This is a genomic window from Gulosibacter sp. GYB002, from assembly GCF_036577665.1.
GTDB lineage: Bacteria > Actinomycetota > Actinomycetes > Actinomycetales > Microbacteriaceae > Gulosibacter > Gulosibacter hominis.
Genome location: NZ_JARBDD010000003.1, coordinates 260,675 through 275,105, shown reverse-complemented (window position 1 = coordinate 275,105; position 14,431 = coordinate 260,675). Strand labels below are relative to the sequence as shown.

Below are 14,431 nucleotides of genomic sequence, written 5' to 3'. Positions count from 1 at the left end.
GTGCGGCGCCGTTCGCCTGGCAATTTGCTGGAGGTCTACATCTTGTCGTTGACCAGGATGCATCCGTGCCGTTAATCTACTACCGCATGTAGTAGTTGCCGATCGCTGCAAAATCAATGGCTGAGTGACCCGTTGAAATTGCAGCACCGCGGTTGCAGCAGACCGTGGTGGCGGCGAAGTGGAGCCCGCCGCTACCAGAGTCGATAACTACCGGATGCAACGCCGTAGGGGGCCGATTGATCGAGCGGCAGCAGCGCCAGATCGTCGGCCCCGGGTGCTTTTCCGAGGGCGGCCGCCTGCTATTGCTGTAGTCGGATGGGGTCGGGTAGGTGCCGCTTACGGCCCATTGGCCAGATGCGCAGCGTCAGCCGCATGGCGCGCGCCTCAAGTGACGCATCCCCGGTCGCATTCCCCATTTTGACGAGCGCATTGGCGAGATTCGCGGCGCCGGCCTGCTTGCCGGCCGTATCGTCGGCGATCAGCTCAATCAACAGCGCGGTGGCGCGTTTAAACTCGCGGCCGGCGGGCAACCAATTCGGAAGCAAGCGTGCTGACACCGAAGCGATTCGCATCAGGCGTGGATGCGAACCGCGCAGGTGCGCGTATTCGTGCGCGACCACCGCCTGTAGTTCGGCCGGGCTGAGCAGCGCTTCGAGGGCCGTCGAATACATGATTTGGGCGCCCCGGCCCGGAACTGCGCAGGCAAAAGGCGAGTCGCTGGCGATTCGTGCCAGGGTGAACCCGCGGCGCTCCTCAAGCTCGAGCGCGGTGCGGGCCAGCGCGATGCGCTCGCGGTCTTGGGCGCGCTGGAGCGGCTCGTCGATCTGTGCGACGATCGCGATCGCGCCGCCGACAATTGCCAGGGCGCCCCACGCTGCCCCGGTGAGGATGAGCGACTCGGTTACCGTCGACATGTTTGCGGTGTCGAGGCTTGGCAGGATGAGCGCGAACAGTGCGTTGAGCACGAGTGCGCAACCGGTGAAAAACGTGGCGAACCACATTGAGAGCGCGAGTTTCGGACGGTGGACCGTCCAGGTTGCGCGACTCAGCAATGGGGGCACTGCCAGGATGCACACGAGTGTGAGTGCGAGCGAAATCGCTGCGGCAATCATTGGTTAGCGGCGCTTGTGCTTTCGGGTCGACTGGTTGAAAGCGGTCATGAGCAGGTCGATATCGGCGTCATCAAGATTTCCCGCGAATTGCAGCAGCGCGGCTTCGCGTTCGCCGGTGTTGTTGAGTGCGGTGAGCATCCGCTCGCCGGCGTGCTCACCCGCGCTGTGGGTGGGGATGAAGCGCACTTTTCGGGGTGATTCGGCCTGCCGCTGCACCTGGCCCTTGCGTTCAAGCCGGTCGAGCGCGGTCATCAGCGTCGTGTAGGCGGGGGTGTGGCCGCTGAAGCGGTCTTGGATGTCGCGGGCGCTGATTGGTTCGTCGGTGGCCCAGAGAATCTGCATGACCTCGCCCTCGAGTTCACCGCGTTCGCGGGTGCGGTCGCCAGCCATCATGCCTCCCAGAAGATCTACAACGACTCTACATGATGTAGAGCGCCCCGCCGCATCCGCGCCTATATTTGCCTTCTGTGTGTCTTCGCGTCATTTGTATGTGGCAGAGCACGCACAATTAACGCGAACACACACGAATCCCGAGTGTGCAGTGCGGGGTGATGCCGGAAGTGCAGTGCGGGGCGATGCAGGGAGTGCGGTGCGAGGTGATGCCGCGGGTGCGGTGCGGAAGGTGGCCCCGCGGGTGCGGTGCGAGGGGAGGTGCTCGCGAGATGGCAGCGTGCCGTGTGCGAGGAGTGGAGGGGCTGACGGGAATCGAACCCGCGCCGTCTGCTTGGGAAGCAGAAGTTCTGCCATTGAACTACAGCCCCGAACGCTGCATCGCAGCAAAAGGCAAGTATAGCACCGGGCCGCACCGGCATCCCGGCCCGCTACCGCCGCTGCCGTGCCATGCCGGATGCAGAACACCGGGCCCCGAGGTCACCCCGGCGCGCTTGGCACCGGAGGCCGCGGGGCCCAGCCTGACAAACAACCGCCGCTATGGCAGCTGAACGAGTTCAGGGTTTGCAGCAACAACACCGTCGAGTGCCGAGAAGTTGTACTCGCCGCCACCGCCGTGGTTAATAACGGTGATCCACACATCGTCCACGAACATGTAGTACACGTGGGTCTTGGTGTCCGACTTACTATCTTCGGGCACCACGAGTTCGCGGAACACGGTTACATTGCCGAGCTTCGACTCAGCCAGCTCGTCTTTACGCATCTGGTCGATCGCTTCGTCGCGCACCCGCGCATCAACTTCCGAAACGTTCTCTACCACGTGGCCCTCAAAATTGACGGGCCAGAAGCAGATGCGGGATGAGCTCGCTTTGTTGTAGAAGGGCTGGTATTTGTTGAGCGGCTCCATCGTGTCGGGCGACACCCGCTCTGACAGGTCCGGCAGCTCAACTTCGCCAGCCTCATAAGTGAATTGGTCGGGGCCAAAGTCTTCGTGCTCTTGCTGAGCTGTGGCGTTCATCGCATCGCATTCGGGCAGGTTTACGGGCGACGAGCCATTTTCGCTACCAGATTCCATGGTGTTCACCGCATCGGCGGTCTGACCTTGAGAGGGGACCGTCTGCGGGTCGGTGTTCTGAGCGTCAGCGTCACTGCTGCAGCCGGTCAGCGCAAGTCCTGAAACGCATAGCAGGCCGAAGGCTGTAGCTGCGCCTTTAGTTGTGAGGGTTCGCATGTTCAACATCTCCCTTGGGACGTGCTTGCATCAATTGCGCGGCCCACGTTACCGATCCAGATGCAGAGCGCAATACTCGAAAACTTGTGATCAAAACGCAACCGTCCGGATGCAACTACAGACGGATACCGGAACACTCACCGGATTCACAACTTAAAGAAATAGCTTTCAACCATGGAAATTAAAGGCAAGCTCGCATCCGCAATCAACACCCAGATCACTCTCGAGCAGCATTCCGCACTCGCCTATGAGCAGCTCTCGTACGACATGGAAGCGCTGGATCTTCCGGGGATTGCCAGCTGGTTCCGAGCCCAAGCGGAGGAAGAGCGCGTGCACGCAGCCAAATTTGCGCAGCACCTGCTCGACCGCGGCGGCCGACCCCAGCTCGAAAAAATTGATGCGATGACCGAGCAAGCCGAAACGGTGCTCGAAGCATTCGAAGCGTCACTCGCACAGGAAAAGCGCGTCTCAGATGCCATCCGCGACCTCTACCGCATCGCCACTTCCGAGGGCGATATCGATTCGCTGCCGCTACTGCACTGGTTCATTGACGAACAGCTTGAAGAAGAGGCCAGCGTCAGCGAAATCATCGGCCGGGTGAAACTCATCGGCGACGACGGCGCCGGCCTGCTCAAACTCGACCAAGAACTTGGCTCGCGCCCGGGCGGCACCAATCTCGCCGAAGCCGAATAGTCCTCGCCGAGACCGAAAAGGAACTGAATAGCTCGCGCATCCCGGCGCGGATGTGACTACGCTGGCGTTATGCTGCTCAGCGACCGTGACATCCGCGCCGGCATCGATGCCGGCACCATCGTGCTCGACCCGTGGGATCCACAAATGGTGCAGCCCGCGAGCGTCGACGTTCGGCTCGACCGATACTTCCGACTGTTCGACAACCACCGGTATCCGTCGATCGACCCGTCTCAAGAACAGTCTGAACTCACGCATCTCATCGAAACCGCGCCCGACGAGGCATTCATCCTGCATCCGGGTGAATTCGTGCTCGCCGCAACCTACGAGCAGGTCACGCTCGGCAACGGTATCGCCGCGCGCCTCGAAGGAAAATCATCGCTGGGGCGGCTCGGTCTGCTGACCCACTCAACGGCCGGGTTCATCGACCCCGGTTTTCAGGGGCATGTGACCCTCGAACTTTCAAACGTGGCCACGCTACCGATCAAACTGTGGCCCGGTATGAAGATCGGGCAGCTGTGCTTTTTCCAGCTCTCATCGGATGCCGAAGTGCCGTACGGATCAAAGCAGTACCAGTCGCGGTATTTTGGCCAGCGCGGCCCGACCGCATCCCGATCGTTTCAAAATTTCAGCACCGTCGATGTTTCGCAGCGCACCGATGGCGCCCGCGGCGCCTAGTAGCTCGCCACCATGCCCATCCCCGAATTCATTGTCGAGCTGCGCGCCAAAATCGGCCACGCACCACTGTGGCTGATCGGTTGCACGGCAGTGGTGCTGCGTCCCCATGCAAAAGATGCCGCAACGCTCGCCGACGCTGAAACCGCCGAACAATCAACCGGCACGGTGAACGCCGCACAGGCGCCGCGCGTCGGTCGGGGATTGCGAGCCGTCGACCGACAGAGATGGTCGGCGGGCGACGGCACCGAAGACGTGCTGCTGGTGCAGCGCGCAGACGACGGTCTTTGGGCGCCCGTGACCGGCGTGGTCGACCCCGGAGAGCATCCGGCGATCGCTGCCGTTCGGGAAACGTTCGAAGAAACTCGCGTGGATGCACAAATTGAGCGGCTCGCGCAGGTGCACGTCACTGATCAGGTCACACACGCCAACGGCGATATCGCGCAGTACACCGGCCTGGTGTTTCGATGCCGCTATCTTGATGGCATCGCCGGGGTGGGGGATGACGAATCGCGACAGGTGCGCTGGTGGCCCAGCAATCTACTGCCGCCGATGCGTCAGGTGCATCGGGATGCAATCCAGGCGGCGCTCGCATCCGATCCGCTGTGTGAGCTGCGCGATGGCGACAACATAATTCCGGTTCGACCGCCAGCGCAGGACCTAGGCTAGAGAGGTTGTTGACCTCTCTCGTGAAAGGTTCGCATGTCGACCGCCCCCTCACCCCAGCAGATTCGGCGCTGGCGCCGGTACCTCGCCAACGAACGCGCTGAGGCCGCCACGTATCGCGCGCTCGCCGAGCGACGCACCGGCGAAGAACGCGAAATTTTGCTTGAGCTGGCAGAAGCAGAGGGCCGGCACGAAGCGCACTGGATGGCGCTACTCGGTGAACACGCAACCAAACCGCGGCCGCCGAAAGCAGACCTGGCAACCCGCCTATTTGCCCGCTTTAGCCGCCGATTTGGTTCGGTGTTCACACTCGCGCTGATGCAGAATGCCGAGGCGCGCTCACCCTATTCAGCCGACCCCGACGCCACCGCGCAGATGGCGGCAGACGAACGCATCCATGAAGAGGTGGTGCGCTCGCTCGCCACCCGATCGCGGGCCCGGATGAGCGGTACCTTCCGCGCCGCAGTATTCGGGCTCAACGACGGTCTGGTGTCAAACCTTGCGCTCGTGCTCGGTATTGGTGCCACGGGCGCCCCGGCGCCACTCGTGCTGGCAACCGGTATCGCGGGATTGCTGGCTGGCGCGCTCTCGATGGGTGCCGGTGAGTTCGTGTCGGTTTCGTCACAGCGCGAACTGCTGGCCGCATCCGCCCCTCGTGCCGGCACGGCCGACCAGATTCCGCTGCTGGATGTGGATGCCAACGAGCTCGAGCTCGTGTATCGCGCTCGCGGTATGAGCCGGGAGGAAGCGGCCGCACGCGCCAAAAACATGTTCGCGCGACTGGATGCGGCTGAGCGGCTGAGCGAGCACACCGACACGCATGAGGAGATTGGTACGCCGTGGGGCGCAGCGATCTCGAGTTTCCTGTTTTTCGCAGCCGGCGCCATCATTCCGGTGCTGCCATGGTTGTTCGGGATGCACGGGCTGCCGGCGGTGCTGGTGGCTGCGGTTGTCGTGGGCGCAGCGTTGCTACTTACCGGCGGTGTGGTGGGTGTGCTGTCGGGGGCCTCGCCCTGGAAGCGGGCGCTTCGGCAGCTGCTGATCGGATATGGCGCGGCCGCGGTCACGTACCTGCTGGGGCTGGCGTTTGGCGGTGTAGTTGCTGGCTAACAGAGCTTCCCGGTGAGCTGCGAGTGCCGGTTAACTGAGCTTGCCGGCTAACTGAGCTTGCCGGCTAACTGCGTGTGCCGGCGAGCTGGCCGCTAGTGTTCCGGTGCGCCGACGATCAGCTGCCCAGACTGGGACGATTGGGTGACGGTCACGGTTTGGGTGCCCTCGTTGTATTCAAACTCGCACTGGAATGAATTGCCCTGCTCCACCTTCACCCAGGCCGGGCAGTTCACGCGGTCAACATCGGTGAGCCCGAAATCGTCACGCAGCACATTCGTGACCTCTGATTCGAGCTTGTTTTCGTTGTAGCTGAACACCTGGTTGGCGAAGAAAAAACCGGCTGCGGCGCCACCGACAATGCCCAACGGCAGCAGCAGCGAGAGCACCGCGACGGTACGGCGGGCGCCGCGTCCGGGCTTGTGATTTTTGCGGCGGCCTCGTTTTTTGGGTTCTTCCCATTTCATTGGGGCGGGGGTGCCGTAGTTTGCCTGGCCGGTGGTGTACGAGCTCAGCGGTGCGGGCGCGGCGGGGGGAGTGTTCGACGATGCCTTGGGCACCGGCTGCCAGCGCGGCGCCGGTTGGGGTGCGCCGCCGTACGACTGCGGGGATGCGTTGCCCTGCGGCTGCTGCGGGTGGCGTTGCCCAAAGCGCGGGCCCTGCGGCTGATTTGGGGGAGTGGTCATCGGTTTTTCCTCTCAAACCATCACATCGAATTGAGCCGGCGCAGGAAGTCATCGAGCTGCTGCCGATTGGTAATTCGCAGTACATCATTGCCGGGGATGGCATCGTCGGTCACCGGCTTCATCGAGCCCGAGGGTGCCGTTGCGGTCATCTCGAAACCGATCTGCAGTCGCAGGGAGTGATCGTCATCGCCGGTGAGCGTGCCGTTCACTTCGATTTTGGTGACGGCGCCATCGCCATTCACCCACAGGTGCAGCGGCAGTTTTTTGGCGCGGGCTTTGTCGGTGAGAAAGCCGTCGAACTTTCCGTCGGCGGGAATCAGCCCCACATCTGACAGCGACTGATAGCTCACCGCTGTGGTGAAGTGCTGATCGCCGCTGGCGCTGCGTGACAGCTGCACCGGAACGTTTTCGTCTTGCTCTCTGGTGTTGTTCCACGCATCAACCAGATAACACATATAGGCCACCGAGTAGAGCGTGCAATTCGACTCTGGATTGCGCATCCGGTCGAGATCACCCATCGGCAGCTGCACCCAGGTTTTACCCTCGGAAACCTGCTTCTTGTAGCGGTCGCCCAGCAAGAAGTAGGTGTACGCCGATCCGGCCTGATGCGACTGGTCGAACGAGTCGCCTTCGATCGACGAAACGCGACGCGAAACATAGCTTTCGCCCTCAACCGAGGTGACGTATTCGAAGTGTGCCGAACCATTCGAATCAGATTCGAGATGCAGGTAGCCGGTGGCCTGGAACGAATCAATCTTGGTGAGGCTGGCGGTCGCATCCAGGTTGAGGAGCTTTTCACCTGCATCCGCGTGATAGGCGACCTTCTCGTCGTGATCAGCTACCGCCCACGGTTTGATTTCAAATTCCGGGGTGCATCCAGTCAACAGGGATGCGGCCAGTACCGAACTGAGCGCGGTCACGGTGCCGCGACGCCAGGATGCGCGCATCATGATTGGCCATCCAGGTCGCGGTAGAGATTCAAGGCGGTCTGCCCCAACACTGCAGCATTAGCGGTGGAGTTGTTAAGCGTCACGGTTGAGGTGACGCCCACCACATAGCCCGTGCCCGATTCGGCATCGTATTTGGTGAGCCAGCCGCCGCCCGATGACCCCTGCGTCATATCGCAGGTGTGCGCATAGCCGCCCTGCCAGTTCGACGCGTAATCGGTTGAAGCGCAGACGTACTCATCGAGACCGTCAAATGGTGGTGCTGACGGGTATCCCACCTGCGTCAGGGTATCGGTGGGGATGCCGAAGGCGATGCCCTGCGCCCCGGTCACTTCCTGGATGGAGCGGCCATCCTGCTTCTCCATCTTGAGGAACGCGAAGTCGTAGTTCCAGCCCTCTTCTGAAGTCAGCACGCCGCTGTCGTCGGTGATTGCCTTGTCGACAAACTCCTGCGGCACCGAGACACTCACTGCGGCCCACTTGCCGTAGGGAGCTTCCTGAGCGTTATTGCGATCTCCGGGCACAAAAATCATTGACTCGGCGAGCGTGCCCTTGCCGTCGGTCGACACCACACAGTGCGCGGCTGTGACGACGATGTCGCCCGAGTCAGAGTTCACGACGGTGGCAGAGCAGACGTTCAGGCCGACACCGTCAAACGAAAAGTAGAGGCGCCCGAAAGCACTCGCACCGAGCCCCGCGCGGTCGTAAATTTCTGCATCCGAAATCACTCCCAGTCCCTTCGGCGAGGCTGGCATCGGCGAGGTCGCGGCACGGCTCGCACCGGTTGCCGGATCACCGGGTCCCGACGGCAAACCGTTGTCTGGAGCTTGGAAGTCCATCCCCTCGGCATCGCGAAGCTTGTTCGGGTCGCTCCAAAACTCGTGCGATTCCTGTGGCGACAGTTTGAACTCTTCACGCAGACCCGAATCGGTGCTCTTCGGCACCGGCAAGAACGGCTGATAGCCACCCGGTGAAGCCTGCACCGAAAAACTGGTGGAGCAGCCGGTAAGGGTTAGGGCCAGGAGCGAAGCTACGGCGGCAAGCGCGGTGCGCAGGTGGCGAGCGCCCATACATCCTCCGAAAACCTATTCACGGGGCGGTATCCCCGCTTCACTACTCCATCGTAGGCGCGTTAGGTTGCGCATCGATCTCGAGATGCAATCAGCAATTCATGATGTGCTCTCAAGCATGCCTCGAATCTCACTGCTTGACCTCATCCCGCTGACACAAGACCAAACCCCGCACGACGCGATACGCGACGCGCGTGAGCTGGTGCGCGCTGCTGATCGGCTGGGGTATCACCGGTACTGGGTTGCCGAACACCACAACACACGGGCGATTGCCTCAACCTCGCCCGCGGTGACGCTTGCCTGGCTCGGTGCCGATACCGAGCGCATCCGCCTCGGCTCGGGTGGGGTGATGCTGCCGAACCACGCCCCGTTTGTGGTGGCCGAGCAATTCGCGCTGCTTGAGGCGATGTATCCCAACCGAATTGATCTGGGCTTGGGGCGCGCGCCCGGCACCGACCCGGTTACCGCGGCTGCGCTTCGCCGGGACACCTCGCAAGAGGCCGTGGAGCGCTACCCGAGCGATGTGGCCGAAATCATGCACTATCTCGACCCTGCCAACAGCATTGTGACGGCGAACTCACGCCACCGGTTGCGCGCAGCTGCAGATGTTCCCCACGCACCAGAATTTTGGCTGCTGGGCTCGAGTCTTTATTCGGCGGAGCTGGCCGGGGCGATGGGGCTGCCGTATGCGTACGCCAACCATTTCAATATGGGAGGGGATGCGGTGAGTGCCGCCAACCACTACCGCCGGCATTTCCGTGCCTCGGCGCGGTACGAGCAGCCGCAGTTCATGGTGAGTGCATCGGTGGTGGTTGCGGGCACTGAAGCTGAGTCGCAGCGTCTCGACATAACCCAGCGGGTGTCTCGTTTTCAGCTGCTTGCCGGCAAGCTTGACAAGCTGCTTTCGCCTGGGGCCGCTGCCGAGTTTGCCACCGAGGTCGAGCACACCGAGCTGTGGCAGCGGTCGAAAGGGAACCAGTATGTCGGCACCGCCGAAACTGTGCGCCGCGGGCTTGCTGAGCTTGTTGAGCGCACCGGTGCGGATGAGTTGCTGCTGGCGATTAACGCCTACTCGCTTGTCGACCGGCTCGAAACCCTCTCGGCGCTCGCGCCCCTGCAGTCGTAGCCCGGCTGCGGCCCGCCGCATCCTGCGCTGGCCGCGCCGTGCCTGCCTGGTCGCGCTGCGTATCCCTGCCGCATCCCTGCCCGGATCCTGCACTGCATCCCTGCCTGGTCCTGCACTGCATCCCTGCCTGGTCCTGCACTGCATCCCTGCCTGCATCCCTGCTGTGCCGCCGCAGCGTGCAGATTTTTGTTTCCTGGCCTCAAAATTTTGTTTCCTGATTTTTGTTTCCTGGCTGCATCCTGCGGATTTTTGGCGATTTTTGGCTGAAATTGGCGCGGATCCGGCCGATCTGCAGTCAGGAAACAAATTTCAGCAAGGCGGATGCAGTCAGGAAACAAATTTCAGCAAGGCGGATGCAGTCAGGAAACAAAAATCTTCAAGGTGGCGGGGCGCGGCGGACTGCCAGAATGGCAGGGTGACCGAATCAACCAACATGTTTGACGACCCCAACGACGCTCCCGACGCCAGCGACCTCGACCAGCTGGCCCGCATCCACAGCGCGCTGCAAGAGGCGGGATACACCGTCGACGGGGTGCGTGAACGTCTCGGCGACGAACCCACCGCGGCACTCCACCGCGACCTGCTGGTGCCCGCCGAAGTGGCGGTTGATCGCGGCCCGGCGGATGCGCTCGCCGCGCTGATACGCGTTTACCTGCTGGCGCAGTCGGTGCCAGCCGACCAGCTACCGGCTGCTGCAGATCAGCTCGCGACGGGGCTGCTCGAACCCGCAGCCGACGGCCGGGTGCGGGCGCGCATTGATATTCGCCCCTACGCGGTTACGGGCGCCGAGGGCGATATCAACCTGTGGGTTGCTTCCGACCTGGGCGGCCTGCAGATTGCTGCCGACCGGGCCCTGCGTCGCGACCATGTTGTTGGTATCGGCCCCGCAACCACGAACCTGGCACAGATCACGCCGCGCGAGCCGGTCGAAAAAGCGCTCGACCTCGGCGTCGGGATGGGCGTGCAGACCCTCCACCTGCTGGGTCACGCTCGCCGTGTCGTGGCCACTGACATTTCCGAACGCGCGATTGCGTTCGCGCGGTTCAATCTGCTGTTCAATGCGCACACGCTCGGCATTGACCCCGAGCGGCTCGAAGATCGGGTAGAGCTGCGCATCGGCGACCTGCTTGAACCGGTCAAGGGCGAAACTTTTGACCTGGTGGTGTCGAATCCGCCGTTTGTCATCACGCCGCGCACCGATGGCGAACAGCATCACGACCAGTACACCTATCGCGATGGTGGCCGTCCCGGCGACCGGCTCGTTGAAGAGTTGATGCGTGGTCTCGGCGCGCAGCTGCGCCCGGGCGGTATTGCGGTGATGCTCGGTAATTGGGAAATTCATCGCGGTGATGACACCTGGCACTCGCGAATCGAGAGTTGGCTGCCCGCCGATATCGACTGCTGGGTGGTGCAGCGTGAGCGCGCCACCGGCATTGAGTATGCCGATATGTGGCTCAAGGATGCGCAAGAAAATCGCGAATTGAAATCGTGGCGCGAGCAATTTTTGCGCTACCTCGATGATTTTGCGGCGCGCGAGGTTGAGTCGGTGGGGATGGGGATGCTCATGCTGCATCGACCGGATGCGGCGGTTGCTGAGCCGGTGCGCCGCTTTGAGTCGCTTGAACATCAGCTGGCGCAGCCGCTTGGTCCGAGCGTGCGGGTGGCGTTCACTGCCGATGATTGGTTGCGGCAGCGCGATCAGCAGGACCTATTTGACGAAACTTTTGTGGTGGCGGCCGATGTGACCGAAGAGCGGCACCGTCTGCCCGATTCTGAGCATCCCAATGCCATGTTGCTGCGGCAGGGCGGATCGTTTCGGCGCACCTATCCGCTTTCAACCGAACTGGCCGCGTTTGTTTCGGTGTGTGACGGCGAATTGACCGGTGCACAGATTGTTGCCGCGCTTTCGGGGCTGCTTGAGATCTCGGATGCGCAGCTGCGCGATCAGCTTGAGCGCAATGTTCGCGAGCTGGTGGCGTTTGGGTTCCTCACCCCGCTGTATTGGTAATTGGGATGCATCCATCGTTGTAAATCTCGGCTGAGTTTCGGTTTGTTTATATCCCAACCGGTAGGCTCCAACTGACTCCCCCAACAGGGCTGCCAATAGTGCGAAGGAGACTCAGCCGTGTCAAACGATTTCCCGAATTACCAGCAGGGCCAGCCGCCCTATGGTCAACAGCCGCAGCCTGGCTACGGCCAGCAGCCGCAATTTGCGGGTCAGGGTGGTGGCGACGGCCAGTACCCTGGCTACGGCCAGCAGCCGCAGCAGGCAGGCCCTAATCAGCAGGCAGGCCCTGATCAGCAGCAGTACGGCCAGCAACAGTACGGCCAGCAGCAGTACGGTCAGCAGGGGCAGTACGGTCAGCAGGCGCCGCAGCGCCCGCAGGCACAGCCGATGCAGGGTGCAACCTGGCTTGACTGGGTGCGCGACATTGGTGGTCCGGCACTGCTGCTGATCGCGCTCGTCATGGTGTGGAACATCAGCGAGAACCGATTTGGCGTGGTGCTCACTGCAACCTCGATCGCCGGTGTGCTCACCGCGATTGTGGCCGCGGCAGGTGGCGGATTCATGATGCTTGTCCGTTTCGGCATGGTGCCGGTGGCGCCGAAACTTGCGCATCTGATTCGACTGGCTTCGCAGGCCCCGTTCATCATCGCGGCGCTTGTCTACCTGATTCTTGAAATCATCACCGCGTTTATCGTTAGCGGCGGCAACGGTTCTGGCCCGGGCCAGCTGGGTATCGGTGCGGGTATGGCGATCGGCTTGGCCGGTTGTGCGCTCATCATCCAGCCGCGTGACTACGAGATGCTCGCGCTGGGTGGTATCCAGTCGCCCGCGGCAAGCCTGCACCGCCTGGTGAACAAGATCGGCACCTTTGCCGTGGTGGCTGTTACCGGCCTGGGTATTCTGCTGAGCATCGTGGTGAATGTCATCCTGATGAACGCCGCCGTCCCGTATGCCGACAGTGCCACCGGCTACTTGCTTTTGAACCTGATCGCCGGCGTGGTGCTGGTGGCGGCTATTGTCGGATTCCCGCTGATTCTGATGGTGATGGGATCCGAAGCCGGTCGTCTTGCAATGCTCTCGGTCGGTGCAGCTGCGGGCCTCGCGCTGCTACTCGACGGCACCTTCGGGCTGCTGTTCTCGGCTGACGGTATTGATTCGGTGCTGGGCTCGGGCTACTCGCTCACCATGGCCGCGGTTGCTGGTGCAATTGCGCTCAGCCCCGCGACCATCGCCACTCGCAAACCGATGGACCAGACCGCTCGCTGGTTCTCGGGTGCCAGCCTCGCGCTGCTCGCCGGTGCCGGTGTGGCCGCGTCGGTGCTGCTCTCGGCAGTCGGCTTTTTGACTTCGGGCGCTCAGGAGCCGGCACTCATGATTGTGCTGCTGGTATTCGCACTGCTCGCGGGTGGTGCTGCTGTGTTCGGCAACATTTTGCTGGGGCAGCGCCGTGAAAGCACTAAGCAGATGATGCTGCTTATCGTGCTCGGCGCCACCGCTGTGCTTGGTCTGGTGGCGGTCATTATCGGCACCATTCAGCTTCACGACTTCAAGGGGCTGATGTTTGGTACGCCCGCAGCGGCTCCGGTGCACCTGCTCGCAGCACTCGTGCTGCTGCCGCTGATCGTGCTGGCTGGTGTGTTCTTCCAGCCGCAGATGAAGGAGTTTTTCCAGTCGCGTGGCCTGGCGCTGCAGCTGCAGAACGCCGGTGGTCAGCAGCAGGGCCAGTTCGGTCAGGGCAACTTCGGCCAGCAGGGTCAGCCCGGCCAGTTCGGTCAGCAGCAGGGCCAGTACGGCCAGGGTGACTTTGGTCAGCAGAACCAGTTCGGTCAGCAGCAGGGCTATGGCCAGCATGGCCAGTCGGCTTCCGGCCAGCAGAACTGGGGCCAGTCGAGCTCGCAGCAGTACGGCTCGCCCGATCAGCAGAGCCAGTACGGCCAGCAAGACCAGTACGGTCAGCAGGGTCAGCAGGCCGCCGATCAGCAGGGCTGGGGCCAGCAGAGCTCGCAGCAGTATGGTCAGCAGGATGCGGCTCAGCAGAACCAGCACGGCCAGCAGGGTCAGCCCGGCCAGTTCGGTCAGCAGCACCAGTCTGCGCAGGCTAACTTCGGTCAGCAGCAGAACCAGTACGGTCAGCAAGCGGCTGATCAGCAGGGCTGGGGGCAGCAGAGCCAGTTCGGCGAGGCGGGCCAGCACGGTCACCAGGATGCGGGCCAGCAGAACCAGTACGGCAACGGCGACTCGACCCAGCAGTCAACTGGCTACACCCAGTCGAGCACCAACGAACAGCAGCCTGCCGAACAGCAGCCCGCTGAACAGGGTGCTGGCCAGAGCGATAGCGAAGCGCAGCAGCCGACCGCCGGCGGTAGCGCCGCAGAACAGGATGCTTCGCAGCAGCCAGAGCCCGCTGCATCCGAATCGGTAACTTCGGTTGCGCAGCCGGAGGCCGAGGCACAGCCCGCCGCCCAGCCGAACGGCAATGTTGATCTTGCCGCGATGGCCCGGCGCGCACTCGACCCAAACACGCCCGCGGCAGAGCTGCACCCGATGGCAAACCACCGTGAACTGTGGCCCTACCTGGCTGCAGCTCCCTCGGCCTCGCCCGAACTGCTCGCCTGGCTCGAGCAGACCGGTGACCCGACGGTCAAGCAGTACCTCGACGCTCGTAAAAACCAGCAATAAAAGCCGGTAGCACGCGGCTCGGGCCCAGCCTCCAAGCGGAGCTG

Annotated in this window: 13 protein-coding genes and 1 tRNA gene; 7 read left to right on the top strand and 7 right to left on the bottom strand. The window is 62.6% G+C overall.

Annotated features, from left to right (window positions below; translation table 11 throughout):
* Positions 1-299 precede the first annotated feature (299 nt).
* From PV375_RS03460 to PV375_RS03445, 4 genes are all read right to left on the bottom strand, one after another.
* Entirely contained in the window at positions 300-1,112 is an 813-nt protein-coding gene (locus PV375_RS03460) for a M56 family metallopeptidase (RefSeq protein ID WP_332106134.1), read from the bottom strand.
* Between the two features lie 3 nt (positions 1,113-1,115).
* Positions 1,116-1,505 (bottom strand): BlaI/MecI/CopY family transcriptional regulator, encoded by a 390-nt coding sequence (locus PV375_RS03455; RefSeq protein WP_332106133.1) that lies wholly within the window; start codon positions 1,503-1,505, stop codon positions 1,116-1,118.
* A gap of 294 nt (positions 1,506-1,799) precedes the next feature.
* Positions 1,800-1,873: transfer RNA gene (locus PV375_RS03450), tRNA-Gly, on the bottom strand.
* 167 nt (positions 1,874-2,040) lie between these two features.
* On the bottom strand, positions 2,041-2,733 hold the full coding sequence (locus PV375_RS03445; protein WP_332106132.1) for a hypothetical protein: 693 nt from the start codon (positions 2,731-2,733) through the stop codon (positions 2,041-2,043).
* 174 nt (positions 2,734-2,907) lie between these two features.
* Between PV375_RS03445 and PV375_RS03440 the strand changes: the two genes are divergently transcribed.
* From PV375_RS03440 to PV375_RS03425, 4 genes are all read left to right on the top strand, one after another.
* Positions 2,908-3,426: a ferritin gene (locus PV375_RS03440; protein ID WP_332106131.1), complete on the top strand. Its 519-nt coding sequence runs from the start codon at positions 2,908-2,910 to the stop codon at positions 3,424-3,426.
* A gap of 69 nt (positions 3,427-3,495) precedes the next feature.
* On the top strand, positions 3,496-4,101 hold the full coding sequence (gene dcd / locus PV375_RS03435) for a dCTP deaminase (protein ID WP_201613425.1): 606 nt from the start codon (positions 3,496-3,498) through the stop codon (positions 4,099-4,101).
* 12 nt (positions 4,102-4,113) lie between these two features.
* Positions 4,114-4,767, top strand: coding sequence for an NUDIX hydrolase (locus tag PV375_RS03430; RefSeq protein WP_332106130.1), 654 nt, complete (start codon positions 4,114-4,116; stop codon positions 4,765-4,767).
* 33 nt (positions 4,768-4,800) lie between these two features.
* The gene (locus tag PV375_RS03425; RefSeq protein WP_332106129.1) at positions 4,801-5,874 is read left to right on the top strand and encodes a VIT1/CCC1 transporter family protein; all 1,074 of its coding nucleotides are present in this window, start codon (positions 4,801-4,803) and stop codon (positions 5,872-5,874) included.
* Positions 5,875-5,966: 92 nt separating this feature from the next.
* Here the strand turns inward: PV375_RS03425 and PV375_RS03420 are convergent, their stop codons facing one another.
* The 3 genes from PV375_RS03420 to PV375_RS03410 are packed head-to-tail and all read right to left on the bottom strand — an operon-like array spanning position 5,967 to position 8,574.
* Positions 5,967-6,557, bottom strand: coding sequence for a DUF4333 domain-containing protein (locus PV375_RS03420; protein ID WP_332106128.1), 591 nt, complete (start codon positions 6,555-6,557; stop codon positions 5,967-5,969).
* A 20-nt stretch (positions 6,558-6,577) separates the two neighbouring features.
* Entirely contained in the window at positions 6,578-7,507 is a 930-nt protein-coding gene (locus PV375_RS03415; protein ID WP_332106127.1) for a hypothetical protein, read from the bottom strand.
* Positions 7,504-8,574: a trypsin-like serine peptidase gene (locus tag PV375_RS03410; RefSeq protein WP_332106126.1), complete on the bottom strand. Its 1,071-nt coding sequence runs from the start codon at positions 8,572-8,574 to the stop codon at positions 7,504-7,506. Before PV375_RS03410 ends, PV375_RS03415 begins: the two co-directional genes overlap by 4 nt.
* Positions 8,575-8,692: 118 nt before the next feature.
* Here PV375_RS03410 and PV375_RS03405 point away from each other — a divergent pair, with 118 nt between their 5' ends.
* From PV375_RS03405 to PV375_RS03395, 3 genes are all read left to right on the top strand, one after another.
* Complete coding sequence (locus PV375_RS03405) at positions 8,693-9,700, top strand: LLM class flavin-dependent oxidoreductase (RefSeq protein WP_332106125.1); 1,008 nt, start codon at positions 8,693-8,695, stop codon at positions 9,698-9,700.
* Positions 9,701-10,115: 415 nt separating this feature from the next.
* The gene (locus tag PV375_RS03400; RefSeq protein ID WP_332106124.1) at positions 10,116-11,708 is read left to right on the top strand and encodes a DUF7059 domain-containing protein; all 1,593 of its coding nucleotides are present in this window, start codon (positions 10,116-10,118) and stop codon (positions 11,706-11,708) included.
* A gap of 117 nt (positions 11,709-11,825) precedes the next feature.
* A complete protein-coding gene (locus PV375_RS03395) occupies positions 11,826-14,387 on the top strand; it encodes a DUF7937 domain-containing protein (protein ID WP_332106123.1) in 2,562 nt (853 codons plus the stop codon).
* Positions 14,388-14,431: the final 44 nt, after the last annotated feature.

Coding starts and splice junctions, on each gene's coding strand:
- PV375_RS03460 (WP_332106134.1), bottom strand. CDS start 1,112: ATGATTGCCGCAGCGATTTCGCTCGCACTCACACTCGTGTGCATCCTG.
- PV375_RS03455 (WP_332106133.1), bottom strand. CDS start 1,505: ATGATGGCTGGCGACCGCACCCGCGAACGCGGTGAACTCGAGGGCGAG.
- PV375_RS03445 (WP_332106132.1), bottom strand. CDS start 2,733: ATGCGAACCCTCACAACTAAAGGCGCAGCTACAGCCTTCGGCCTGCTA.
- PV375_RS03440 (WP_332106131.1), top strand. CDS start 2,908: ATGGAAATTAAAGGCAAGCTCGCATCCGCAATCAACACCCAGATCACT.
- dcd (WP_201613425.1), top strand. CDS start 3,496: ATGCTGCTCAGCGACCGTGACATCCGCGCCGGCATCGATGCCGGCACC.
- PV375_RS03430 (WP_332106130.1), top strand. CDS start 4,114: ATGCCCATCCCCGAATTCATTGTCGAGCTGCGCGCCAAAATCGGCCAC.
- PV375_RS03425 (WP_332106129.1), top strand. CDS start 4,801: ATGTCGACCGCCCCCTCACCCCAGCAGATTCGGCGCTGGCGCCGGTAC.
- PV375_RS03420 (WP_332106128.1), bottom strand. CDS start 6,557: ATGACCACTCCCCCAAATCAGCCGCAGGGCCCGCGCTTTGGGCAACGC.
- PV375_RS03415 (WP_332106127.1), bottom strand. CDS start 7,507: ATGATGCGCGCATCCTGGCGTCGCGGCACCGTGACCGCGCTCAGTTCG.
- PV375_RS03410 (WP_332106126.1), bottom strand. CDS start 8,574: ATGGGCGCTCGCCACCTGCGCACCGCGCTTGCCGCCGTAGCTTCGCTC.
- PV375_RS03405 (WP_332106125.1), top strand. CDS start 8,693: ATGCCTCGAATCTCACTGCTTGACCTCATCCCGCTGACACAAGACCAA.